This is a genomic window from Roseitranquillus sediminis, assembly GCF_016918935.1.
In the GTDB taxonomy this organism is placed as follows: domain Bacteria; phylum Pseudomonadota; class Alphaproteobacteria; order Rhodobacterales; family Rhodobacteraceae; genus Roseitranquillus; species Roseitranquillus sediminis.
The window spans coordinates 378,312-400,275 of sequence record NZ_JAFFOB010000015.1; the positions used below are offsets into that span (position 1 = coordinate 378,312).

The window sequence follows — 21,964 nt, forward strand, 5'->3', positions numbered from 1 at the left end:
GACGGTGACACCGGCGGCAATTCGGCTATGACGGTCAGCAAAGCAGAAACGGGGACGCCCATGGCCCAACTCGAACGGGGAAACCGACCGCTCTCGCCCTTCATGCTGGGCAAGTACTACCGGCTCCAGATGACGTCGGTGACGTCGATCCTGACGCGGATCACCGGCAACGCGATGTTGGTCACGGTGCTGCTGATCGTCTGGTGGCTGCTGGCGGCGGCGACGGGGCCGGATGCATTCGAACGGGCGGACGGCTTCCTCCGGTCCTGGTTCGGCGATCTGGTGATGTTCCTGTCGCTCTGGGGGCTCTGGTACCACTCGCTCGCGGGGATCCGGCACCTGATCTGGGACACGGGGCGGGGCCTCGACCTTCCGACGGCCTACACGATGGGCTACGTGGCGATCGGCGGCTCGGTGGTGCTGACGCTGCTGACCGTGCTGGTGATCTGAGGGGACAGGGACATGGCGTTCATCACAGACCGCAAGCGCGCCCGCGGCACGGGCGCCACGGGCCACGGGACCGACCATCACTGGAACATGACGGTGACGTCGGTCGCGCTGGTCATCCTCGTGCCGCTCTTCGTCTTCACCTTCGGCTCGGCGCTCGGGCGGCCTTGGCAGGAGGTCGTCGTCTACTATGGCCGGCCGTTCCCGGCGATCGTGGCGGCGCTGACGCTGATCGTGGGAATGGTCCATTTCCGCGGCGGCGTGCAGATCATGATCGAGGACTATTCCGACGGTCTGACGCGCAAGGCGCTCGTCATGGCGATGATCTGCATCAGTTATGGAGCGGCGGCGGTGGGGCTCTTCGCGCTCGCCAGCCTGGCGCTGTAAGGAGCGAGTGATGGCGGCCTACGATCATACCGAACACACCTACGACGCCATCGTCGTCGGCGCCGGCGGCTCCGGCCTGCGCGCGACGCTGGGTCTGGCGGAGCAGGGGCTTCGGACCGCCTGCATCACCAAGGTCTTTCCGACCCGCAGCCACACGGTCGCCGCGCAGGGTGGCATCGCCGCCAGCCTCGGCAACATGGGGCCCGACCACTGGCAGTGGCACATGTACGATACGGTGAAGGGGTCGGACTGGCTCGGCGACACCGACGCGATGGAATATCTCGCGCGCGAGGCACCGAAGGCGGTCTACGAGCTGGAACACTACGGCGTGCCATTCAGCCGCACCGAGGACGGCCGCATATACCAGCGCCCGTTCGGCGGCCACACGACCGAGTTCGGCGAGGGGCCGCCGGTCCAGCGCACCTGCGCCGCCGCCGACCGGACCGGCCATGCGATCCTGCACACGCTCTACGGCCAGAGCCTGAAGCAGAAGGCCGAGTTCTTCATCGAGTACTTCGCGATTGACCTCGTGATGTCCGAGGACGGCGTCTGCCAGGGCGTCGTCGCCTGGAGCCTCGAGGACGGGTCGATCCACGTTTTCAACGCGAAGATGACGGTACTCGCCACCGGCGGCTACGGGCGCGCCTACTTCTCGGCCACCTCGGCGCACACCTGCACCGGCGACGGCGGCGGCATGGTCGCCCGCGCCGGGCTGCCGCTGCAGGACATGGAGTTCGTGCAGTTCCACCCGACCGGCATCTACGGCGCCGGCTGCCTGATCACCGAGGGCGCCCGCGGCGAGGGGGGCTATCTCACCAACTCCGAAGGCGAGCGGTTCATGGAGCGCTACGCGCCCACCTACAAGGATCTCGCCAGCCGCGACGTCGTCAGCCGCTGCATGACGATGGAGATCCGCGAGGGGCGGGGCGTCGGCAAGGACGGCGACCACATCCACCTGCACCTGAACCACCTGCCGCCCGAGACGCTGCACGAGCGGCTGCCGGGGATCAGCGAGTCGGCCCGCATCTTCGCCGGCGTCGACGTGACCAAGGAGCCGATCCCGGTCCTGCCGACGGTGCACTACAACATGGGCGGCATCCCCACGAACTACTGGGGCGAGGTGCTGAACCCCACCGAGGAGGATCCCGACCGCATCGCGCCGGGCCTGATGGCGGTGGGCGAGGCGGGCTGCGCCTCCGTGCACGGGGCCAACCGGCTCGGCTCGAACAGCCTGATCGATCTCGTGGTCTTCGGCCGCGCCGCGGCGATCAAGGCGGGCGAGGTGGTGGACCGGACCCGCGGCAACCCCGAGACCAACAAGGCGAGCGTCGAGAAGGCGCTGTCGAGGTTCGATGCGCTGCGTCACGCGAAGGGCGGAACGCCAACGGCCGACCTGAGGCTCGAGATGCAGAAGACCATGCAGCAGGATGCGGCCGTCTTCCGTACGGAGAAGACGCTGGCGGAAGGCATGAAGAAGATGGAGGCGGTGGCCGCCAAGGTGGACGACCTGCGCGTCACCGACCGCAGCATGATCTGGAACACCGACCTGATGGAGACGCTGGAGCTGACCAACCTCATGCCCAACGCGCTGGCCACCATCGTCAGCGCCGAAGCCCGGAAGGAGAGCCGCGGCGCCCACGCGCACGAGGATTTCCCGGACCGCGACGACGAAAACTGGCGCAAGCACACGCTGGCCTGGGTCAACGGCGGCGTGACGCTCGGCTACCGCCCGGTGCACCTCAACCCGCTGATCGGTCACAACGAGGGGGGCATCGACCTCAAGAAGATCGCGCCGAAGGCGCGGGTCTACTAACCCGGTGTCCGCGACCGGAGCATCAGTCCGGAAGCCCAGCCGCTTGACGCGCATCGCGCAGAATTGGGGACTGCTCGACGGCAGAAACATGGTCTGGAGCTGGACCGATGGCGAGCCGAGGAACTTCGGCGACTGGATTGGCCCGTTGCTCTATGAGGATCGGCAGGGGCGACCGCCGCTCTACCACAAGCTCAACGATAGGACCGGCGGATCGGCCTACGTCACCGCCGGCAGCATCATGGGGCACATCAAACGGGATGACGCGGCGATCGTCTGGGGCTCGGGCATCATCGAGCGCGAGGTTGGCTTCAGGCGCCCGAGGGAGATCCGCGCGGTGCGGGGGCCGATGACCCGCGCTCGCTGTCGCGAACAGGGCTACGTATGCCCGGACGTCTTCGGCGATCCTGCGATCCTCTTGCCGGACGTCTTGGGTCAGCGGCATGCGGATGTCACTCACGAACTCGGGGTGATCCCGCACTTCGTCAATGCCAAGGAGGCGCAAGAAATATTCGCCGACCTCCCGGAGGTGAGGGTGATCGATGTGACGCGGCCGGTGCGGGAAGTCGTCGCGGCGATCCTGTCCTGCTCGGCGACCGTATCAAGCTCGCTGCATGGTCTCATCGTTTCGCACGTCTATGGGCGGCCCTCGGCCCGAGTTTCGTTCGGGGCGCCGCTCAAGGGGGATGGAGTCAAGTTTGACGACTACTATTTGGCGGGCGGGGTCGAGATCCCGCCGGAGCCCGTCCGCGTTGGGAGGGAGACGCCCGTGCAGGACCTGCTGCGTCTCGCGAAGGAAGCGCCGGTGCCGGACAATGAGCGGTTGAAGGAGCGGCTGCTCGATGCGTGCCCTTTCTGAGCGCGCCCAGTGGGCGGAATCGCACCCGCTGGCCGTGGCGGTGGCGTTCTGCCTGCTCGCCGGATGCGCCGGTGGATCGGGGGCGGGACGGGCGTTCTGCTCCGGGACGGGAGAGATCAATCCGCTGCTCGGCGGTATTGCGGAGATGGGCGTGAGCGACGAGGGAATGCATACGGACGTGGGCCTGAACGTCGGTGCGGTGGTGAGGCCCGGTCGCACGGCGTGCGCCGAGCCGGAGCGGGAGTCACAGTTTTGAGCGGGCGGCGCGCGAGCTGGGCGATCATCGTTGTGGCGGCTGCGCTGGCGGCGTGCGTGCCCATCTCCCGCGAACAGGTCGCACGCGAAGCCGCGCGGGCGGCCGTGCAGCCGATCCTCGCCGACCGGTTTCCCGGGCTGCCGGTCCAGACCCTCACGGACTGCGTCATCGACAATGCTGCCGTGCCGGAGCTTTACGAGTTGGCCGAGACGACGCTCACCGGGCTGACGCCCTCGGCGATCGACCTCATGGTCGACATCGCCCGCAGGCCGGCCACACAACAATGCCTCGCGGCGCGCACATTCGGCGCCGCCGCGATCTGAGGAGACGAAGATGGTCCAACTGACGCTTCCCAAGAACAGCCGCATCCGCACCGGCAAGACGTGGCCGAAGCCGGAGGGCGCGACGAACGTGCGCAAGTTCCAGATCTATCGCTGGAACCCCGACGACGGAGAGAACCCGCGCGTCGACACCTACTTCGTCGACATGGACACGTGCGGGCCGATGGTCCTCGACGCGCTCATCAAGATCAAGAATGAGATCGACCCGACGCTGACCTTCCGCCGGTCGTGCCGCGAGGGGATCTGCGGTTCGTGCTCGATGAACATCGACGGGATCAACACGCTGGCCTGCATCTACGGGCTCGACGACATCAAGGGCGACATCAAGATCTATCCGCTGCCGCACATGCCGGTGGTCAAGGACCTGGTGCCGGACCTGACCCACTTCTACGCCCAGCACGCGAGCGTCGAGCCCTGGCTCAGGACCGAGACCAACGAGCCGGCGAAGGAGTGGCGGCAGTCGATCGAGGACCGGCGCAAGCTCGACGGCTACTACGAGTGCATCATGTGCGCCTGCTGCTCGACCGCTTGCCCGTCCTACTGGTGGAACCAGGACCGGTTCCTGGGTCCGGCCGCGCTGCTGCACGCCTGGCGCTGGATCGACGACAGCCGGGACGAGGCGACGGGCGAGCGGCTGGACGACCTCGAGGATCCGTTCAAGCTCTACCGCTGCCACACGATCATGAACTGCGCCAAGACGTGCCCCAAGGGACTGAATCCGGCAAAGGCGATCGCCGAGATCAAGAAGATGATGGTCGATCGGGCGGTCTGATCCGTCAGGTCGGCCGCCGCGCCGGCCGCTCCGGGAACGGCTGCGCGGGATCGAGATCCGGGCGCGCGCGCGCGTCCGCGTCCCGCGTCGTGTCGGGCGCGAGGTCGGCGAGCGCCTCGTGGTGGGAAAGATAGACGCCGCCGCTGAGGTGGCGGAGGAACTCGGTGCGGGCGAGGCGGTCCATCACCGGACCCTTCACCTCGCTGAGGTGCAGTCTGATGCCCGCGTCCTGCAGCCGGTGCATGATGAGCTCGAGGCTTTCGAGGGCGCTGGCGTCGATGCCGTTGACCGCGGCGCAATTCAGGACGACCTCGCGCACCTCGGGCCGCGCGGCGACCTCGCGCTGGACGACGTCCTCGATGGCGCGGGCGTTGCCGAAATAGAGGCTCTCGTCGATGCGCAGGCTCAGGACCTGCGGCGCCGAGATCACGTCGTGCCGCAGGATGTTGCGGAAGTGGGCGGTGCCGGGGACCTGCCCCAGCACCGCAACGTGCGGCCGTGAGGTGCGCCAGAGATGCAGGAGCACGGAGATGGCGACGCCGGTCAGAATGCCGGCCTCGACCCCTCGGATCAGCGTGACGAGGATGGTGCCGGCGAGTGCGGCGAAGTCGAAGCGCGAATAGCTCCAGGTGCGGCGGAGCGCCCCGATGTCCACGAGGCTGAGCACCGCGACGATGATCGTGGCCGCCAGCACGGCGACCGGCAGGTGGTAGAGCAGGGGCGTGAGGAACAGCGACGCGGCCGCGATGCCGACGGCGGTGTAGGCGCCGGCGGCGGGGGTCTCGGCGCCCGCGTCGAAGTTGACGACGGAGCGGGCGAAGCCGCCGGTCACCGGGTAGCCGCCGGAAAAGGCGGCGGCCAGGTTGGCGGCGCCGAGGCCGATCAGTTCCTGGTCCGGGCGGATCGACTGGCGGCGCTTGGCGGCAAGGGTCTGCGCGACCGAGACCGACTCGACGAACCCGATGACCGAGATGAGAAGCGCGGCCGGCAGCAGCGCCGCCCAGAGCCCGAAGTCGAGCGGCGGCAGGGCGAGCGGTGGTAGCCCCTGCGGCACGTCGCCCACGACGGCGACTCCGGCCGCGCCGAGGTCGAGGAGGACGACAGCCAGGATCGAGAGGGCGACGGCGAGAACGGGACCGGTGCGGGCCAGCATCGCGGCAGCGCACGACGGCACGCCGATATGCCGAAGTGCGGCTCGGAGCCGGGAGCGCGCCCAGAAGAGGAACGCGGTCGCCGCAGCGCCCACCGCGAGCGTCGGCAGGTTCGTCTCGGGCAGCCCGTCGACGAGGGAGCGGGCGAGCTCGACCATCGTGTGGCCGCCCGCGTCGATGCCGAGGATGTGCCTGAGCTGGCTGGTGGCGATGAGGATGCCGGAGGCGGTGATGAAGCCCGAGATCACCGGATGCGACAGGAGGTTCGCGACGAAGCCGAGGCGGAAGAGCCCCATCGCAAGGAGGATGAGCCCCGACAGCAGAGCGAGCGCGATGGCGGCTACGAGGTACTCGCCGCTGCCGGGGATGGCCACGGCGCCGGCGGCGGTGGCCGTCAGCAGCGAGACGACGGCGACCGGCCCTACGGCGAGGGTCCGGCTGGTGCCGAAGACGGCGTAGGCGACGAGCGGCAGGATCGAGGCGTAGAGGCCGACGACCGGCGGCAGCCCGGCCAGCATCGCGTAGGCGAGGGACTGAGGGATCAGCATAATCGTGACGATCAAGGCCGCCAGCAGGTCGGCGCTCAGCGTCCGACGGTCGTAGTGGCGGCCCCAGTCGAGGATCGGCAGGTAGCGGAGCATCTCTCAGGTCGCTTGGATGAAGGGTTCCGGCGGGGTGGCCGAAAGGGGAGGGCGCCCGTCCGGGGCATCGAGCCCCGGACGGCGGCGCGCGCACGTCGGCGTGCCGGGCCGACGGCCGAAGCCATGCGCGGCACTGGGCGGCATCCGGATCAGAACCGGTCGACCGGCAGCTTGAGGTAGTGCCGCCCGTCGCTCTCGGCCTCGGGCAGTCGTCCGCCGCGGAGGTTGATCTGCAGCGCCGCCAGGATCCGGTCTGGCAGCGGCAGCGTGTCGTCGCGCTCGTTGCGGCGCCTGATCCAGTCCTCGCGGTTTGTGCCGTCCTTCACGTGCCGGTTTCCGGCCTTGTGCTCGGCCACCGTCGCTTCCCACATCGGCTCATCGCGGCCGTCGGTTCCGTAGTCGTGGCCGACGAAGAGGCGCGTCTGGGGTGGCAGCGCCAGGATGTCCTGGATCGAATCCCAGAGCTGCTCGGTGTTGCCGCCCGGAAAGTCGGCCCGCGAGGTGCCAACGTCGGGCTGCATCAGCGTGTCATGGGTGAAGGCCGCGTCGCCGCAGACATAGGTGATGGAGCCGAGCGTGTGGCCGGGCGACAGCATCACCCTCGCCTCCAGGTTGCCGATCCGGAACTTCTCACCCTCGGCGAAGAGGTGGTCGAAGTCGGCGTCGGGGTCAAAGGCTTCGGGCATGTGATAGATCTCGCGCCAGAGCTCGGCGATGTCATGGACCTTCCGGCCGATTGCATTCGGGGCGCCCGTACGCTCTCTGAGATGCGCGGAGGCCATCACGTGATCGGCGTGCGGGTGGGTGTCGAGCACCCACTCCACCGTCAGACCGTTCTCGCGCACGAGATCGAGCACCTGGTCCATGCTCTCGGTCGAGAAGCGGTAGTGCTGCGGGTCGAAGTTCCACACAACGTCGATGAGCGCAGCCTTCTTCGTCTCGGGATCGGCGCAGATGTACTGGATGGATCCGGTGTCCGGCTCGTAGATGCCCCAGATGTCGGGGCTGCCCTCGCCGCGCGAGGGGGAATGGCGGACGACGCGCTCCTTGAGCTTGCTCATCGTTAGGCTCCTTTGGAAGTCAGGATCGGAAGGTTCTTGGCGTGCGAGCCGAGCCAGAGCCCGACCAGCATCATCGGAAGGAAGACGAGGGTTCCCGGCGCGAGCAGCGGCAGCGCGGTCCAGGCAGGACCGGGGCAGAAGCCGCCGATGCCCCAGCCGATGCCGAAGACAGCGGCGCCGATAACGAGCGGGCGGTCGATGCCGGTACTGGTCGGGATGTCGAAGCGGTCGCCCAGCGCAGGTGACTCGAATCGCCAGACAAGGCGGTAGCCGATGAAGGCCGCCGCGACCGCGCCGCCCATGACAAAGGCGAGACTGGGGTCCCAGGTGCCGGCAAGATCGAGAAAGTTCAGCACCTTGGCTGGATTGGCCATGCCGGAGATCACAAGGCCGACGCCGAAGACGAGGCCGGAGGCGAACGCCATGAGGTTGCGCATCAGAAGCCTCCCGTCACGTGGCGCAGGATGAAGACGGTGACGAAGGCGGCTGCCATGAAGATCGCCACGGCGACGAGCGAGCGGCGCGAAAGGCGCGCGATGCCGCAGACGCCGTGGCCCGAGGTGCAACCGGAGCCCAGTCCGGTGCCGACGCCCACGAGCAGGCCGGCGAGCGCCATCCCGGAAAGGTTCTCCGACACGGTCTGCTCGATGGTGCCGCCTGTCAGCGCCACGGTCAGCGGCGCGGCGATGAGCCCGAGGATGAAGGCGAAGCGCCAGCCGCGGTCCGACGGCGCGCTACCCATCGGGACGACGGCGCCGAGGACGCCGTTGGTGATGCCGGCGATGCCCGCGATCCGGCCGAAGAGCGCCATCACCATGACTGCGCTGAGGCCGATGAGGATACCGCCGCCGAGCGACATCCAAGGCGTGAAGTCGGTGGGGGCGGCGGAATTCATGCTCCCTCTCCTTCATTGCTGGGTGGCGGCGGGCGACTTGCCTCGGCCGTCGTTGCGATCTACATATTAGACGACACTGAATTAGTCAAGGCTAATATGGAAGGGCGTAGGATGACCGATCCTGCGGTCGCGGCTCTGGAGGAGCGGGCGGAATATGTGGCGGACCGGCTGGCGCTGCTGGGCAATGCCAAGCGCCTGCTGATCCTCTGCAAGCTTGCCGAGCGCGAGATGTCGGTTGGCGCCATCCAAACTGCGGTCGGTCTGAGTCAGTCGGCGCTGAGCCAGCACCTCGCGCGGCTGCGCGAGGCGGGGATGGTCGCGACGCGGCGCGAGGCGCAGACGATCTACTATCGCATTGCCGACCCTGAGCTCGAGGTGCTGATGGGTGCGCTCTACGACACCTTCTGCCGCGACGTTTCCTGACGCGTCAGGAGAGGCCGAGCGCGCCGCGGATCTCGGCCAGCAGCGCCGGCGGCGTCGAGTGACGCAGCGCCTCGGGCCTCGCGATGGCGGGCGTGCCACGGATCCAGTCGCCGCCGGTGGCGCAGCGCAGCATGAAGTGGGCGAGGTCGCCGTGCCGGGTGCGGATCATGCCGCGCGGGATCACGTCTTCGGCCACCGTGTAGTCGCCGGTCGATGGCAGGTCGAGCAGCCAGCCGGGACGGACCGCGGTCCAGTCCACGCCCTCGGTCGCGCGCAGGACGCGCTCCATGTCGGCCATCTGGTCGAAGATCCGCATGAGCGATGGCATCGCGGCCGCCTGAAACCAAAGCGGCGCCTGCTGCCGGTTCGCGGCGAAGCTGGCCGAGATCACGACCAGCCGCTGCACGCCGGCGGACTTCATCGCCTGCGTGATTCTGAGAGCGCCCTCGGTGTAGAGTGGAGGCGGGCCGAGCGCTGTCATCGGCGACAGGCGCAGGCCGAGTGTCGAGACAACCGCGTCCACGCCCTGCATCAGCGGCACGAGATCATCGTCGAGCACATCGGCCGTGGTCGTGGTCAATCGGTCGTGCGGCGGCAGATCCGGCGCGCGGCCCTTTTCCACGGCTCGGACGTGGTGACCTGAGTCGAGGGCCTGCCGCACCGCCTCGCGCCCGGTCTTGCCGCCCGCGCCCAAGATCAGGATGCGCTTGCTGTCCGTCATGCCGCCGCTCCCCTTGCCACCGAGGCGAACGTGCCGCGCTGGATCCGCGTTCCCCGCCGTCACCCCTCGCGCAGGGCGGCGTCGACCATGGCGATGGTCCCGCGGCTCCACTCCAGCGGGCATGGATAGGGCGTGCCGTCGCGCGCGCTTCGACCGAACGCCTCGACCTGCAGGCGGTACTGCCGCTCCACCGTGAAGCGCCACAGCGACTCGGGGTGGCCGCTGCGCGTCAGGTGCACCTGCGCCTCGCTCGAGACGTTGGCGTTGAAGGGAGCGGTCAGGCGCAGGACGCCCCGCGTGCCGTGGAACACCATCTCCTGGTAGGGGTGCATCCGCATCGAGACGTAGCAGGTGAAGGTGAAGCCGGGGAACTGCGTCTGGACGTGGGCGGTCACGTCGACGCCCTCCCCCCTGGTCAGGACCGATTGCAGCCGCTCGGGCTCGGCGCCGGTGACGTAGCGCGTGGCGCCGAACGGGTAGACGCCGATGTCGCGGAGGGCGCCGCCGGCGGTCTCGGCGCGGTTGCGGATGTTCTGCGGCTCGGCGCTGTTGTCGAAGCTGAAGCCGCCCTGGACGTGGCGCAGCTCGCCGATCGCACCGTCCTGAACCAGCGCGCGTGCGAACTGCCACTGCGGGTGGTGGACGATCATGAAGGCCTCGGCCGCCAGCCGCCCGGCCGTGTCGCGCGCGGCGATCAGCTGGTCGACCTCGGCCTCCTGCAGGGCGACCGGCTTCTCGGTCAGCACGTGCTTGCCGGCGGCGAGGGCCCGCAGCGTCCAGTCCACGTGCAGGTGGTTCGGCAGCGGGATGTAGACCGCGTCTATGTTCGGCGAGGCAAGCAGTGCCTCATAGCTGTCGTAAACGGCGATGCCGGGGACGAAGGCGCGGAAAGGCTCGGCCCGCGCCACATCTCGGGTGGCGATGGCGGCAAGTACCGCGTCATCTGCCTCGTGGATCGCCGGCCCCATGTGCTGGCGGGCGAATTTCGCCGCGCCGAGTATGCCCCATCGCAAGGGTTCGATCATTCCGCTCCTCCGGATCCGCCTCGGCCGAAGCGAAGCAGACACGAGCCGCGTTTTGAAGGGGTCACGACCTGAAACCGGAGCGCCGGGGCACTTCCCGTCGAACCGCGCGGCGGTCTCGGGAATTGCCCCCTCGACAGGCAGTTCAACGGAGGACCCGATGCAGGAGATGACACTGGCCGAGCACCTGATCCAGGGCGCGGGCGACGGCCGCGTTGCGGCGGCGGTCTGGCATGGCCGGCACGAGGTGGAGACCGGGCCGATGCGGCTGAGGTCGCCGGACGGAAGCGTGGCGATCGAGGTCGCCGTGACGGACGTGCGCCACAAGCCGTTCTCGGAGGTCGACGACCGCGAGGCGCGCGACAGCGGAGAGGAAGACGCCGAGGCGCTGTGGCACGTGCTGAGCCGCGCCTATCCCAGCATGACGCGCAGCGACGAGGTGACGGTGGCGCTTCTCCGCTGACAGGTGCGGCGCCCCGGCCGCGGCCGGGGCGTCCGTCTCACTCCATCGCCTCGAGCTGGTCGATGAAGCCCGAGATCATGCTGAGGCCCTTGTCCCAGAAGGCGGGATCGCTGGCGTCGAGGCCGAAGGGCGCAAGCAGCTCGCGGTGGTACTTGGAGCCGCCGGCCTTCAGCATGTCGAAGTACTTGGCCTGGAAGCCCTCGTCTCCTTCCTCGTAGGCGGCGTACAGCGCGTTCACGAGGCCGTCGCCGAACGCGTAGGCGTAGACGTAGAACGGCGAATGGACGAAGTGCGGGATGTAAGCCCAGAAGCTCTCGTAGCCCGGCATGAACTCGAACGCGGGGCCGAGGCTTTCGCCCTGGACGCTCATCCATAGCGCGCCGATCGCGTCGGGCGTCAGCTCGCCGCCGCGCCGCGCCTCGTGCAACTTGCACTCGAAGTCATAGAAGGCGATCTGCCGCACGACGGTGTTGATCATGTCCTCGACCTTGCCGGCCAGCAGGACCTTGCGCTCGGCATCGTCGGCGGCGTTGGCGAGCAGGCGGCGGAAGGTCAGCATCTCCCCGAAGACGCTCGCGGTCTCGGCCAGCGTCAGCGGGGTCGATGCCAAGAGCTCGCCCTGCGGCGCGGCGAGACGCTGGTGCACGCCGTGGCCGAGCTCGTGCGCCAGCGTCATCACGTCGCGCGGTTTGCCGAGGTAGTTCAGCATGATGTAGGGATGCACGTCGGTGACGGTCGGGTGCGCGAAGGCGCCCGGCGACTTGCCCGGCTTGACCCCGGCGTCGATCCAGCCGCGTTCGAAGAAGGGCTCCGCCAGCTCCGCCATCCTGGGGTCGAAGCGGGCGTAGGCACCCATGACCGTCTCGCGCGCTTCGTCCCATCCGATCGTGCGGGTCTTCGCCATGGGCAGCGGCGCGTTGCGGTCCCAGACCTGGAGCTTGTCGAGGCCAAGCCACTTGCGCTTCAGCTCATAGTAGCGGTGGCTGATCTTGGGGTACGCATCAACTACGGCATCGCGTAGCGCCTCGACGACCTCGGGCTCGACGTCGTTCGACAGGTGCCGGCCCATCTGCGGCGTCGGCAGCTTGCGCCAGCGGTCCGTTACGTCCTTGTCCTTGATGAGCGAGTTGTGGATGCGCGCGAAGGTCTTGACGTTGTTCGACAGGACGCCGGCGATGGCGCGGGCGGCGCCCTCGCGCTTGCGGCGGTCCTGCTCGGTCAGCAGGTTCAGCGTGGCCTCGATCCCCATTACCTCGCCGTCGACCTCGAACTCGAGCGCGGCGATGGTCTCGTCGAAGAGCTTGTTCCAGGCGGAGGCGCCGACGACCGACTGGTCGTGCAGGAAGCGCTCGAGCTCGTCGCTGAGCTGGTAGGGCTTCATCGCGCGCAGCCGGTCGAAGGCGGGCTTGTAGCGGGCGAGGGCGTCGCTGGCGGCGAACCAGCCCTCCAGCGTCGCGTCGTCGATCCGGTTGATCTCGAGCGAGAAGAAGACGAGCGGTGCGGTATAGTCGGTGATCCGGTCCTGACAGTCGGTCAAGAACTTTGCGCGGCCGGAGTCCGTGCTGTTCTGGTAGTGCCGGAGGCCGGCGAACGACATGATGCGGCCAGCGATGTTCTCGATCTTCTCGTACGCATGGACGCAGGCCAGCAGGCCGTCGGCATCGAGATCGGAGAGCTTCTCCTGGTATGTGGCGGCGAAGTCGGCGCAGGCTGCTTCGAGCCAGTCGAGGTCGCGCGCGATCTCCGGCGCCTCCTCCGACTGGTAGAGGTCCGTCAGGTCCCACTCGGGCAGTTTCCCGAGGTCGCGGCCTGCGGCCTGCACTTCGGCATCGAATACGGGTCGGTTCATCGGGCGTCTCCTGATCGGGGGTCCCGCAGGAGATAGGGCGCTCCGGCCCTGCGTCGCAACCCGAAGTCAGAACCCGTAGAGCGTGGCGGGGTTGTCGACGAGGATGCGCTGACGCGTCTGCGTGTCTTCGACCACGCGCGTGAAGGCGTCGAAGAGTACGCCGGCGTCCGGCATCTCGGCCTCGCCCAGCAGGAGGTGCGGCCAGTCGGAGCCCCAGACGCAGCGCCCCGGATTCGCCTCGACCAGCCGTCGCACGAGGTCGTCGGACTCGAGATGGGGGCGCGGAGTGAACCTGTAGAGGCCCGACAGCTTGACCCAGACCTGTCCGCCTTGGACCAGCCGGCAAAGCGCGTCGATGCCTTCGCCGCTCATTTCCGCCGAGGAGGGCCAGCCGCAATGGTCGATGACCACGGGAACCGGCAGTGCCGCAATCCGGTCGGCCAGTGCCGGCAGGTCACGGTCTGCGTGGATCAGCATCTCGATGTGCATGCCGCGGTCTGCGAGGCGCGGAGCCAGCGCCTCCGCCCCCTCCCAGTTGAGCGGACCGCCATGGACGCGGTTCACTCGCACCGCCTTCATCCGGTGGTGCGACAGGTGGTCGAGCGTCCCGTCCTGCACCTCGTCCGTCACCAGCGCCACCCCGCGGAACTGTTCGCCCAGCCGCCGCACCGCCTCGATGGTCACGTGATTGTCGGCACCATAGATCACCGACTGAACCACCACGCCGCGGGTGCAGCCAATAGCATCGAGGTGGACCCGGAGCAGCCCCATCCAGCCCTCGAATCCGTGCCCGGCCACCGGGTCGTCCGCACGGCGATCGACCATCGGGAGTTCGGCCGGTCCTGCCACCATGTGCAGGTGACAGTCGCAGGCGCCGACAGGCGCGCGCACGGTCGGCTCCTTCGGCCGGTCGCGCGGGAAGGTCGAGGCCGTGGATTCGGCCTCGGGAATTTCGACGGGCGGAGAGTTGCTGTCGGGCATCGTGTCCTCGGTTCTTCCGAACCAAAGCCCGAGCCTCATGCAGGGTTCCGAAGGCCGAGATCAGCGTCGCGACCCGGTGGCATCACGCGTCCCGCGCAGCACGTGGAAGCGGCTCAGCCTCGGACCAGCACGTTCACTCACCCGTAGGCAGCGAGCATCGCTCTGAGGTCTTCGAGCGTGTTGGCCTCGCCGGGCGGCTTGTCGTGCCGCCAGCGGGCCATCCGCGGAAATCGCAGCGCCACGCCGGACTTGTGGCGCGTGCTCTCCTGAATGCCCTCGAAGGCGATCTCGAACACATGTTCGGGCTTCACCGCCCGCACCGGGCCGTAGCGCTCCAGCGTGTTGCGCCTGACCCAGGAGGTGATGCGGCGGAACTCCTCGTCCGTCAGCCCGGAATAGGCCTTGGTGAAGGGGACCAGATCGCCCCCGCTCCAGACCGCAAAGGTGAAGTCCGTGAAGAGGTTGGCGCGCCGTCCGGCGCCCTGCTGGGCGTAGACCATCACCGCGTCGACGGTCAGCGGGTCGACCTTCCACTTCCACCAGTCGCCCTTGCGCCGTCCGTCGCGGTAGGGCGAGTCGAGCCGCTTGAGCATCACGCCTTCGGCGCAGAGCTCGCGCGATCGCTCCCGTTCCGCGGCGAGACGATCCCAACCGTCGAAGTCGACGAGGGGCGAGAGGCGGATCGGCGCCTCGGCCGGCAGCGGGCGCACGAGGCTTTCGAGAGTCGCGCGACGTTCTGCGTATGGCGCGGCGCGGATGTCCTCGCCCTCCCATTCGAGCAGGTCGTAGGCCATCAGGATCACCGGCGCCTCGGCCAGCAGCTTCTTAGGCACCGTCTTGCGCCCGATGCGTTTCTGCAGGGCGTTGAAGGTCAGCGGCGCGTCATCGCGGAAAGCGAGGACTTCCCCATCCATCACCGTGCCTTGCGGCACGAAGTCGATCAAGCGCGCGAGCTCGGGGAAGCGGTCGGTCATCAGATCTTCGCCGCGCGACCAGAGGTGGTGCTCGGCTCCGCGGAGGATGAGCTGGCCGCGGATCCCGTCCCACTTGCGCTCGGCGGCCCAGAGAGCAGGGTCGCCCAAGGCCTCCGGCCCCTCGTCGAGCTGGTAGGCGAGGTAGAAGGGATAGGGCTTGGAGAGGTCGGCGGATGGGTCGGGCGTGAGGATCAGGCCCTCGTAGCTGGTGCTCTCGGGCGTCCAGTCGCCCATCAGCCGGTGCGCGAGGTCGGGCTCCGGGACCCCGGTCGCGCGGGAAAGAGCCCGCGTCATCAGCTTCTGGCTGACGCCCATTCGGAAGCCGCCGGTGATGAGCTTGTTGAAAAGGAAACGCTCGGTCCGGTCGAGCCGGTCCCACGCGGCGAGCACCCGCGCCTTTCGCGCCGTCTCGTCGAGCGCGGCGAGCGCGCGGACCTCGCCGATCCAGTGCGTGAGGGGCAGATCGGAATCCTGCGAAGGATCGGGGAGGATGAGCGCGATCGTCTCCGCCAGGTCGCCGACGATCGGATAGGCTTCCTCGAAGAGCCAGAGTGGCACGTTGGCCCGCTCCGCCGCCCACTCGCGCAGCCTCGTCGTCGTCACCGTCCGCTTCGGCCGGCGGTGGGAGAGGAGCGCGATGGTCCAGAGCCGGTCGCTCTCGGGCGCCTCGGCGAAGTATGTCGCCAGCGCCTCGACCTTGGCGTTGGTGCGGGTCGTCTGGTCGAGGCGCGAGAAGAGGTCGGCGAAGCGCTTCATGCGGTCGCGCTCAGGGACGCGGACGTCCCGGCGTGCCGGGCGGGCGCGGTCGCGGGAACGGTGCCGGATCGGGCCGGGGCGGCTTTTCCGGCGGCGGGCGGTAGAGCTCGATCTGCATCACGCGGCTTCCTCCTCGGCCGGCGCGTCGAGCGACTCGCCCTCATACTCGGTCTCGACGATAGCGGCATCGTAACCCTGCTCCGAGAGCCAGCGGCAGAAGATCTGCGTGTAGCCGTGCGTCACGAAGACCCTCTCGGCGCCGGTGGCGGCGATGGCGGCGTTGAGACCGTCCCAGTCGGCATGGTCGGAGAGGACGAAGCCGCGATCTGCTGCGCGCCTGCGGCGGATGCCGCGCAGTGCCATCCAGCCGGACGCGAAGCCGGTGGAGGCCGGGCCGAAGCGCCGCATCCAAGGGCTGCCGAGCGCCGAGGGCGGCGCGACGACCAGCGCGCCGGGATAGGCCTTGAGGTCCGTCTCGGGCGTCACCCGCACGGTCGGCGGTAGCGGCAGGCCCTGCGCGCGCGCCACCTCGTTCGTGGCCTCGACCGCGCCGTGCGTCAGGATTGGACCAGCCGAGGAGTTGAGCGCCGCGAGCACGCGCTGCGCCTTGCCAAGCGCATAGGCGCCAATGACGCTGAACCGTCCGTCGAGGGCGTTGGCGCGCCACCATGCGTGGAGGTCTGCCACGACCTCGGCCTGCGGGCGCCACTTGAAGACCGGCAGGCCGAAGGTGCATTCGGTGACAAAGGCGTGGCAGCGTACGGGCTCCCACGGTTCGCAAAAGCCATCATCGGCGGTCTTGTAGTCGCCCGAGACCACCCAGACCTCGCCTGCGCGTTCGACCCGCACCTGGGCTGAACCTGGGACGTGTCCTGCCGGGTGGAACGAGACCGTCACGTCCCCGATCCGCCGCTGCTCGGCATAGCGCGCCGTCTCCAGGCGGATGTCGCCCAGCCGGTGCCGCATCACCGGTGCGGCGTTCTCGGTCGCGAGATAGCTGGAGTGGCCGGGCCGCGCGTGGTCGGCGTGGCCGTGGGTGATCACCGCCCGCTCGACCGGCCGCCAGGGGTCGATGTAAAAGCCGCCCGCCGGACAGCAGATCCCTCGGTCGGTGAAGATGAGTAGCGGCTCGCTCATGATGATCTCAGCTAGGCTGGCGGCGCGGCGACGCCAGACCTTCGGAACATCGGGGCCGCCTCGCCTGTTGTCGTCTTGGCCGAAAGGAGCTGATATGTCAGACACCAAGAACGACGGGCGTCGGGGCGAGGATGTGACGGCGCCGCCGAATCAACCCGGTGCGGACACGCCCGCAACGAAGCGCAGCCCGGCGGAGGACGCGATACAGCGCCCCGGTGCCGCGGCGACTGGCCCCACCGAGCGCGTGCCGAAGGAAGGCCAGCGCTGGTCGATACCAATCATCGCGGCGGGAGCGGCGATCGTCGTTCTGCTTCTGATCGTCTTTCTCTGATCCGCACCGGCGGTAGTATCCTGCAACTAGCAAAGGAACAGCGTCATGAGCGACAAGGACCGCGAGAGCGACCGACCGGAACGCGAGGTCGGCCAAGTGCCGCCGGGAGGCGACGCGTCGACCACTGACCGACTACGCCGGGACATCGACCGGGGCGAGAGCGGCGACAAGATCGGCCATTCTGATCCGGCCTCCGCGCCGCTGGGCACGGACGCCGAAGCGGGCGGCGACTCGCCTACGCGCGAAGAGGTGCGCCAGGCGCATGAGGCGGAGGTGGAGCATCGTGCGAACGCGCCGACCGCCGCTGGCGCCCGACCGATTGCTGGCGACGACGTGACGCGTCCGCGCGATACGCACCCGCAGGCGAGCTCCGGCACCACGCCGACCCACGACACCGGGACGAAGCGCAACTGGACGATGTGGATCGTCGCGGCTGTCGTTGTCCTCTTGCTGCTCTGGATCATTTTCTGAGCAGATTGGCGCATCCTGTGGCGGGATGGGGTCCTCTGGGGCAATCTCCTTCACCCTCTTACGACCCCCCTTCCATCTCGCGGCGAACGACGGCTAACATCGGGTAATGGACGAGGGGTCGGCACAGCCGCGCTATTTCAACGAGATGTTCGAGGGCGACGGGGTGCGCGCGCCATACGCCGCCCTCGACGGTTGGAGCCGGGAGATGCCGCCCGAGCTCCGCGGGATGAAGCAGTCCGAGGCGGAGGCGCTGTTCCGCCGCATCGGCATCACCTTCGCGGTTTACGGCGAGGGCGGCGACCCCGACCGGCTGATCCCCTTCGATATGTTCCCGCGGGTATTCGCCGCCGACGAGTGGCTCCGGCTAGAGCGCGGGATCAAGCAGCGGGCGCGGGCGCTCAACGCCTTTCTCGTCGACGTCTACAAGAGGGGCGAGATCGTGCGCGCCGGGCGCATTCCCGCCAAACTCGTCTATTGCAATGAGGCGTTCGAGGCGGCGGTCGTGGGCTTCCGACCGCCGCGCGGTGTCTACAGCCATGTCGTGGGCATCGACCTCGTCCGCACCGGCCCCGACGAGTTCTTCGTGCTCGAGGACAACTGCAGAACGCCCTCGGGCGTCAGCTACATGCTCGAGAATCGCGAGATCATGATGCGGATGTTCCCGCAGCTCTTTCGCGAGAACCGGATCGCGCCCGTCGAGAACTATCCGACGTTGCTCCGGCGCACGCTCGCCTCGGTCGCGCCGATCAAGTGCGACGCAGAGCCGACGGTGGTGATCCTGACGCCGGGCCATTTCAACAGTGCCTATTACGAGCACTCGTTCCTGGCCGACATGATGGGAGTCGAGCTGGTCGAGGGAACCGACCTCTTCGTCGAGGGCGATTTCGTCTGGATGCGGACGACGCAGGGCCCGAAGAAGGTCGACGTGATCTACCGCCGGCTGGACGACGCCTTCATTGACCCGCTCTGCTTCCGGCCGGACTCGATGCTCGGCGTGCCGGGGCTGATGAACGTATACCGCTCGGGTGGCGTCACGATCTGCTCGGCTCCCGGCGCGGGCGTTGCCGACGACAAGGCGATCTACACCTTCGTACCCGAGATGATCCGCTTCTACCTGGGCGAGGAGCCGATCCTGCGCAACGTGCCGACTTGGCAGTGCGCCAAGGCCGACGACCGCCAGTACGTGCTGGAGCACCTGCCGGAACTGGTGGTCAAGGAGGTGCATGGCTCGGGCGGCTACGGGATGCTGGTCGGGCCGAAGGCCGACAAGGCGACGATCGAGAGCTTTGCCCACCTGATCCGTGAGCGGCCCGAGAACTACATCGCACAGCCGACGCTGGCGCTATCGACCTGTCCGACCTTCGTGGACGAGGGCATCGCGCCGCGTCACGTCGACCTGCGCCCATACTGCCTCGTTGGCGAGACGGTCGAGCTGGTGCCGGGCGGCCTGACGCGGGTGGCGCTGAAGGAGGGCTCGCTCGTGGTCAACTCGAGTCAGGGCGGGGGCGTCAAGGACACCTGGGTCATGGCAGACTGATGCTGAGCCGCACCGCCGAGAACCTCTACTGGATGACCCGCTACCTCGAGCGGGCCGAGACGATCGCGCGGCTCCTGTCGGTGGGCGAGCGGACGTCGCTTACGCCCAACATCGGCGGAGGTTATCGCAACGAGTGGCACTCGGTTCTGCTCTCGGCAGGCACGGCGCCGGACTACACGGCAAAGTACGGCCAGGTGCGCGAGCGGGACGTGGTCACGCACCTCTTCTTCGACGAGGACAACCCATCGTCGGTCGCCTCCTGCATCACCCGCGCGCGGGAGAACGGGCGGATCGTCCGCACCGCGCTCACAACGCAGATGTGGGACGCGCTGAATGCCGCGTTCGGCGAGCTGCGCGAGCTCAGGCGGACGGAGCGCTCGAAGCTGCCGCTGGGCGACCTCGTCGAGTGGACGATGCGCACGACCGCGATGATGCGCGGCACCATGAGTCTGACGCACCTCCGGAACGACGGCTACGATTTCCTGAACCTCGGCTACTACGTGGAGCGGACGGACGCGACGGCGCGCTTGCTCGACGTCAAGTACTACGTCCTCCTGCCGCAGGTCGACCTGGTGGGCTCGGGTCTCGACAACTACCAGTGGCGCACGCTGCTGCGCTCGATGTCGGCGCACCGCGCCTTTGCCTGGGCCTACGGCGGCGAGGTCACGCCGGCCAAGATCGCCGACTTCCTGATCCTGAACCGCCAGTCGCCGCGCTCGCTGCTGGCATCGGTCGAGGGCAGTGCGCAGCATCTGGAGCGTCTGGCGCGCGGCTATGGCCGCACCACCGGCGCGCAGGGCAAGGCGCGCGAGATGGCGGCCGAGCTGGTCGAGGCGCGCATAGAGGACATCCAGGACGAGGGGCTGCACGAGTTCCTGAGCCGCTTCATCCTGGAGAACGGGCAGCTCGCCCAGCTGATCCACGAGGGCTACCTGAACGGAGACATCAGATGAGGCTCTCCGTCCGGCACCGGTCAACCTACCGGTTTGCCGCGCCGATGCGTGCCGTGGTGCAGAGCCACCGCCTGACGCCCTCGAGCTTTGAGGGGCAACGCGTGCTCGACTGGCGGGTCGAGGTGGAGGATGCGGTCTTCGGCGCGGAGCTGACCGACGGTGCCGGCAACCACATTCGCACGATGTTCATGCTGGGGCCGGTCGAGGAGCTGATGGTCGACGTGACGGGGCAGGTCGAGACGGCGGACCTGTCGGGCGTGCTGCGCGGACATCGCGAGCAGGTGCCGCCGCTGGCCTATTTGCGGACCACGCGCGCCACCCGCTCCGACCTGGCGCTGACCGAGCTGGCGGAGAGCGCGGGCGGCGCGACGCCGCTGGACCGGGCGCATTCCCTGGCGGCCGCGGTTTCGGATGCGATCCGCTACGAGCCGGGGCGCACCCACGAGGCGACGACCGCGGCCGAGGCGCTGGAGGCCGGGGTGGGTGTCTGCCAGGATCACGCGCACGCGCTCATCGCCACGGCCGTCATTGCAGGCCTGCCGGCGCGCTATGTCACCGGCTACCTGCTTACCGGCGGAGGACTTCGCGCCTCCGGGCAGAGCCAAAGCCTTGGCGGCATGACCCAGTCGCAGGACGCTGGTGGTCAGCGGCAGGAGGGACGCGCCGCGCCGGAGGAGCAGGACGACGGCGAGGCTACGGTGCTGGCCGCCGGCGAGGCGAGCCATGCCTGGGCGGAGCTCTGGGTGGAGGGGCTGGGCTGGGTCGGCTTCGACGTCTCCAACCGGTGCTGCCCCGACGAGCGTTACATCCGCCTCGGCAGCGGCTTCGACGCCGCCGACGCGGCGCCCATCCGGGGTATGGCGCAGGGTATCGGCGAAGAGACGCTGGACGTGCGCGTGGCGGTTGAGCAGGTCCAGCAGTAGTTTCCTTTCGGCTGATGACGGTCAAATGAGCGGGGCGCTCCCGCCCCCGGGACTGCGCGCTGCGCGCTTGCCCGGAGTTGGGGGTGGCCGCGCCTGTCGGCGCGGCAGTTGCGTGAGGATCCCTCGCGCCGTGGCAGCACCAGCGGAGCGCGCCATGTGCCGGGAAACGGCGTCGCTGTCGTCAGTCCGGCAACTCGGCCGACGGAATGAGGGGGAAGAACGTGCCGGCGGAGCGGAGGCCGAACCAGCATTCACCCTCGTGCTCGGCGTGCTCGGCGTGCTTGACGAGGCGGTAGAAGGTCTTGCGGTCGATCAGTGCCTCGAGGCCGCCGCGGACATGGATGTAGGGCGACGGCTCCCCGTCCGGCGCACGCTCGACGCGGATGGGGTGGTCGGGGCCCGCCCTGACGCGGTCGCCGACATTCGTCTCGAAGACGAGCGCGTCGCCGTCGCTGGTGGAGTCGACGGCGACGAACGGCGCGTCCTCGACGCGAATACCCACTTTCTCGACCGGCGTCACGAGATAGATCCTGTCGCCCTCGCGCTTCAGGATCGTCGAGAAGAGCCGCACCAGCGCCGGCCGCCCGATCGGCGTGCCCTCGTAGAACCAGGTGCCGTCGCGGCGGATCTCCATGGCAATCTCGCCACAGTAGGGCGGGTTCCACAGATGCACCGGCGGCAGTCTGCGTCCGGACGCGGCGGATGCCGATGCCGCCAGCCCGTCCGCCGTGGGCATCACGCCCTTTTGTGTCTTGCCCTCTTTTGCCATGATCGCCCCGCGGGATACTTCTCGCAGGACATCA

General features: G+C 68.6%; 25 protein-coding genes. 14 read left to right on the forward strand and 11 right to left on the reverse strand.

Annotation, left to right across the window (positions count from 1 at the left end; genetic code table 11):
* Positions 1 to 60: 60 nt before the first annotated feature.
* The 7 genes from sdhC to JM664_RS09995 are packed head-to-tail and all read left to right on the forward strand — an operon-like array spanning position 61 to position 4,872.
* Positions 61 to 450 (forward strand): succinate dehydrogenase, cytochrome b556 subunit, encoded by a 390-nt coding sequence (gene sdhC / locus JM664_RS09965; RefSeq protein ID WP_227419751.1) that lies wholly within the window; start codon positions 61 to 63, stop codon positions 448 to 450.
* Positions 451 to 462: 12 nt separating this feature from the next.
* Positions 463 to 834, forward strand: a complete 372-nt coding sequence (locus JM664_RS09970; RefSeq protein ID WP_227419752.1) for a succinate dehydrogenase, hydrophobic membrane anchor protein — start codon at positions 463 to 465, stop codon at positions 832 to 834.
* Positions 835 to 844: 10 nt separating this feature from the next.
* Entirely contained in the window at positions 845 to 2,647 is a 1,803-nt protein-coding gene (sdhA, locus tag JM664_RS09975; RefSeq protein WP_227419753.1) for a succinate dehydrogenase flavoprotein subunit, read from the forward strand.
* Between the two features lie 43 nt (positions 2,648 to 2,690).
* Positions 2,691 to 3,503 (forward strand): polysaccharide pyruvyl transferase family protein, encoded by an 813-nt coding sequence (locus JM664_RS09980; RefSeq protein WP_227419754.1) that lies wholly within the window; start codon positions 2,691 to 2,693, stop codon positions 3,501 to 3,503.
* Positions 3,487 to 3,759, forward strand: coding sequence for a hypothetical protein (locus JM664_RS09985; RefSeq protein WP_227419755.1), 273 nt, complete (start codon positions 3,487 to 3,489; stop codon positions 3,757 to 3,759). Before JM664_RS09980 ends, JM664_RS09985 begins: the two co-directional genes overlap by 17 nt.
* Positions 3,756 to 4,082 carry a hypothetical protein gene (locus JM664_RS09990; protein WP_227419756.1) on the forward strand — a complete coding sequence of 109 codons (327 nt, stop codon included), beginning with the start codon at positions 3,756 to 3,758 and terminating at the stop codon, positions 4,080 to 4,082. The genes JM664_RS09985 and JM664_RS09990 overlap by 4 nt, the downstream gene beginning before the upstream one ends.
* A gap of 10 nt (positions 4,083 to 4,092) precedes the next feature.
* Positions 4,093 to 4,872: a succinate dehydrogenase iron-sulfur subunit gene (locus tag JM664_RS09995; RefSeq protein WP_227419757.1), complete on the forward strand. Its 780-nt coding sequence runs from the start codon at positions 4,093 to 4,095 to the stop codon at positions 4,870 to 4,872.
* Positions 4,873 to 4,876: 4 nt separating this feature from the next.
* Here JM664_RS09995 and JM664_RS10000 read toward each other — a convergent pair whose 3' ends face one another.
* The 4 genes from JM664_RS10000 to JM664_RS10015 form a co-directional block, all read right to left on the reverse strand.
* Positions 4,877 to 6,664: a SulP family inorganic anion transporter gene (locus JM664_RS10000; protein ID WP_227419758.1), complete on the reverse strand. Its 1,788-nt coding sequence runs from the start codon at positions 6,662 to 6,664 to the stop codon at positions 4,877 to 4,879.
* Between the two features lie 149 nt (positions 6,665 to 6,813).
* Positions 6,814 to 7,725: an MBL fold metallo-hydrolase gene (locus tag JM664_RS10005; RefSeq protein ID WP_227419759.1), complete on the reverse strand. Its 912-nt coding sequence runs from the start codon at positions 7,723 to 7,725 to the stop codon at positions 6,814 to 6,816.
* 2 nt (positions 7,726 to 7,727) lie between these two features.
* A complete protein-coding gene (locus tag JM664_RS10010; protein WP_227419760.1) occupies positions 7,728 to 8,162 on the reverse strand; it encodes a DUF6691 family protein in 435 nt (144 codons plus the stop codon).
* Entirely contained in the window at positions 8,162 to 8,620 is a 459-nt protein-coding gene (locus JM664_RS10015) for a YeeE/YedE family protein (RefSeq protein WP_227419761.1), read from the reverse strand. The genes JM664_RS10010 and JM664_RS10015 overlap by 1 nt, the downstream gene beginning before the upstream one ends.
* A 111-nt stretch (positions 8,621 to 8,731) precedes the next feature.
* Here JM664_RS10015 and JM664_RS10020 point away from each other — a divergent pair, with 111 nt between their 5' ends.
* Complete coding sequence (locus tag JM664_RS10020) at positions 8,732 to 9,043, forward strand: ArsR/SmtB family transcription factor (protein ID WP_227419762.1); 312 nt, start codon at positions 8,732 to 8,734, stop codon at positions 9,041 to 9,043.
* Between the two features lie 4 nt (positions 9,044 to 9,047).
* Here the strand turns inward: JM664_RS10020 and JM664_RS10025 are convergent, their stop codons facing one another.
* Both JM664_RS10025 and JM664_RS10030 read right to left on the reverse strand, forming a co-directional pair.
* On the reverse strand, positions 9,048 to 9,764 hold the full coding sequence (locus tag JM664_RS10025) for an NAD(P)-dependent oxidoreductase (RefSeq protein WP_227419763.1): 717 nt from the start codon (positions 9,762 to 9,764) through the stop codon (positions 9,048 to 9,050).
* A 59-nt stretch (positions 9,765 to 9,823) separates the two neighbouring features.
* On the reverse strand, positions 9,824 to 10,789 hold the full coding sequence (locus tag JM664_RS10030) for a Gfo/Idh/MocA family protein (protein WP_227419764.1): 966 nt from the start codon (positions 10,787 to 10,789) through the stop codon (positions 9,824 to 9,826).
* A 157-nt stretch (positions 10,790 to 10,946) separates the two neighbouring features.
* Between JM664_RS10030 and JM664_RS10035 the strand changes: the two genes are divergently transcribed.
* The gene (locus JM664_RS10035; RefSeq protein ID WP_227419765.1) at positions 10,947 to 11,249 is read left to right on the forward strand and encodes an ASCH domain-containing protein; all 303 of its coding nucleotides are present in this window, start codon (positions 10,947 to 10,949) and stop codon (positions 11,247 to 11,249) included.
* A gap of 37 nt (positions 11,250 to 11,286) precedes the next feature.
* Here JM664_RS10035 and JM664_RS10040 read toward each other — a convergent pair whose 3' ends face one another.
* The 4 genes from JM664_RS10040 to JM664_RS10055 form a co-directional block, all read right to left on the reverse strand.
* Positions 11,287 to 13,098: a M3 family oligoendopeptidase gene (locus tag JM664_RS10040; RefSeq protein ID WP_227419766.1), complete on the reverse strand. Its 1,812-nt coding sequence runs from the start codon at positions 13,096 to 13,098 to the stop codon at positions 11,287 to 11,289.
* A gap of 66 nt (positions 13,099 to 13,164) precedes the next feature.
* A complete protein-coding gene (locus JM664_RS10045; RefSeq protein WP_227419767.1) occupies positions 13,165 to 14,118 on the reverse strand; it encodes an amidohydrolase family protein in 954 nt (317 codons plus the stop codon).
* Between the two features lie 98 nt (positions 14,119 to 14,216).
* Positions 14,217 to 15,809 (reverse strand): ATP-dependent DNA ligase, encoded by a 1,593-nt coding sequence (locus JM664_RS10050; RefSeq protein WP_227419768.1) that lies wholly within the window; start codon positions 15,807 to 15,809, stop codon positions 14,217 to 14,219.
* 117 nt (positions 15,810 to 15,926) lie between these two features.
* Positions 15,927 to 16,946 carry a ligase-associated DNA damage response exonuclease gene (locus tag JM664_RS10055; RefSeq protein WP_227419769.1) on the reverse strand — a complete coding sequence of 340 codons (1,020 nt, stop codon included), beginning with the start codon at positions 16,944 to 16,946 and terminating at the stop codon, positions 15,927 to 15,929.
* Positions 16,947 to 17,040: 94 nt separating this feature from the next.
* On the opposite strand from JM664_RS10055, the gene JM664_RS10060 reads away from it, so the two are divergent.
* From JM664_RS10060 to JM664_RS10080, 5 genes are all read left to right on the forward strand, one after another.
* Entirely contained in the window at positions 17,041 to 17,277 is a 237-nt protein-coding gene (locus JM664_RS10060; RefSeq protein WP_227419770.1) for a hypothetical protein, read from the forward strand.
* 45 nt (positions 17,278 to 17,322) lie between these two features.
* Positions 17,323 to 17,748: a hypothetical protein gene (locus tag JM664_RS10065; protein WP_227419771.1), complete on the forward strand. Its 426-nt coding sequence runs from the start codon at positions 17,323 to 17,325 to the stop codon at positions 17,746 to 17,748.
* Positions 17,749 to 17,854: 106 nt separating this feature from the next.
* The gene (locus tag JM664_RS10070) at positions 17,855 to 19,285 is read left to right on the forward strand and encodes a circularly permuted type 2 ATP-grasp protein (protein ID WP_406675780.1); all 1,431 of its coding nucleotides are present in this window, start codon (positions 17,855 to 17,857) and stop codon (positions 19,283 to 19,285) included.
* Entirely contained in the window at positions 19,285 to 20,238 is a 954-nt protein-coding gene (locus JM664_RS10075; protein ID WP_227419772.1) for an alpha-E domain-containing protein, read from the forward strand. The genes JM664_RS10070 and JM664_RS10075 overlap by 1 nt, the downstream gene beginning before the upstream one ends.
* A complete protein-coding gene (locus JM664_RS10080) occupies positions 20,235 to 21,161 on the forward strand; it encodes a transglutaminase family protein (protein ID WP_227419773.1) in 927 nt (308 codons plus the stop codon). The genes JM664_RS10075 and JM664_RS10080 overlap by 4 nt, the downstream gene beginning before the upstream one ends.
* A gap of 181 nt (positions 21,162 to 21,342) precedes the next feature.
* Here the strand turns inward: JM664_RS10080 and JM664_RS10085 are convergent, their stop codons facing one another.
* Entirely contained in the window at positions 21,343 to 21,930 is a 588-nt protein-coding gene (locus tag JM664_RS10085; protein ID WP_227419774.1) for a DUF1285 domain-containing protein, read from the reverse strand.
* Positions 21,931 to 21,964 lie beyond the last annotated feature (34 nt).

Coding starts and splice junctions, on each gene's coding strand:
- sdhC (WP_227419751.1), top strand. CDS start 61: ATGGCCCAACTCGAACGGGGAAACCGACCGCTCTCGCCCTTCATGCTG.
- JM664_RS09970 (WP_227419752.1), top strand. CDS start 463: ATGGCGTTCATCACAGACCGCAAGCGCGCCCGCGGCACGGGCGCCACG.
- sdhA (WP_227419753.1), top strand. CDS start 845: ATGGCGGCCTACGATCATACCGAACACACCTACGACGCCATCGTCGTC.
- JM664_RS09985 (WP_227419755.1), top strand. CDS start 3,487: ATGCGTGCCCTTTCTGAGCGCGCCCAGTGGGCGGAATCGCACCCGCTG.
- JM664_RS09995 (WP_227419757.1), top strand. CDS start 4,093: ATGGTCCAACTGACGCTTCCCAAGAACAGCCGCATCCGCACCGGCAAG.
- JM664_RS10000 (WP_227419758.1), bottom strand. CDS start 6,664: ATGCTCCGCTACCTGCCGATCCTCGACTGGGGCCGCCACTACGACCGT.
- JM664_RS10005 (WP_227419759.1), bottom strand. CDS start 7,725: ATGAGCAAGCTCAAGGAGCGCGTCGTCCGCCATTCCCCCTCGCGCGGC.
- JM664_RS10010 (WP_227419760.1), bottom strand. CDS start 8,162: ATGCGCAACCTCATGGCGTTCGCCTCCGGCCTCGTCTTCGGCGTCGGC.
- JM664_RS10015 (WP_227419761.1), bottom strand. CDS start 8,620: ATGAATTCCGCCGCCCCCACCGACTTCACGCCTTGGATGTCGCTCGGC.
- JM664_RS10020 (WP_227419762.1), top strand. CDS start 8,732: ATGACCGATCCTGCGGTCGCGGCTCTGGAGGAGCGGGCGGAATATGTG.
- JM664_RS10025 (WP_227419763.1), bottom strand. CDS start 9,764: ATGACGGACAGCAAGCGCATCCTGATCTTGGGCGCGGGCGGCAAGACC.
- JM664_RS10030 (WP_227419764.1), bottom strand. CDS start 10,789: ATGATCGAACCCTTGCGATGGGGCATACTCGGCGCGGCGAAATTCGCC.
- JM664_RS10035 (WP_227419765.1), top strand. CDS start 10,947: ATGCAGGAGATGACACTGGCCGAGCACCTGATCCAGGGCGCGGGCGAC.
- JM664_RS10040 (WP_227419766.1), bottom strand. CDS start 13,098: ATGAACCGACCCGTATTCGATGCCGAAGTGCAGGCCGCAGGCCGCGAC.
- JM664_RS10045 (WP_227419767.1), bottom strand. CDS start 14,118: ATGAGGCTCGGGCTTTGGTTCGGAAGAACCGAGGACACGATGCCCGAC.
- JM664_RS10050 (WP_227419768.1), bottom strand. CDS start 15,809: ATGAAGCGCTTCGCCGACCTCTTCTCGCGCCTCGACCAGACGACCCGC.
- JM664_RS10055 (WP_227419769.1), bottom strand. CDS start 16,946: ATGAGCGAGCCGCTACTCATCTTCACCGACCGAGGGATCTGCTGTCCG.
- JM664_RS10060 (WP_227419770.1), top strand. CDS start 17,041: ATGTCAGACACCAAGAACGACGGGCGTCGGGGCGAGGATGTGACGGCG.
- JM664_RS10065 (WP_227419771.1), top strand. CDS start 17,323: ATGAGCGACAAGGACCGCGAGAGCGACCGACCGGAACGCGAGGTCGGC.
- JM664_RS10070 (WP_406675780.1), top strand. CDS start 17,855: ATGGACGAGGGGTCGGCACAGCCGCGCTATTTCAACGAGATGTTCGAG.
- JM664_RS10075 (WP_227419772.1), top strand. CDS start 19,285: ATGCTGAGCCGCACCGCCGAGAACCTCTACTGGATGACCCGCTACCTC.
- JM664_RS10080 (WP_227419773.1), top strand. CDS start 20,235: ATGAGGCTCTCCGTCCGGCACCGGTCAACCTACCGGTTTGCCGCGCCG.
- JM664_RS10085 (WP_227419774.1), bottom strand. CDS start 21,930: ATGGCAAAAGAGGGCAAGACACAAAAGGGCGTGATGCCCACGGCGGAC.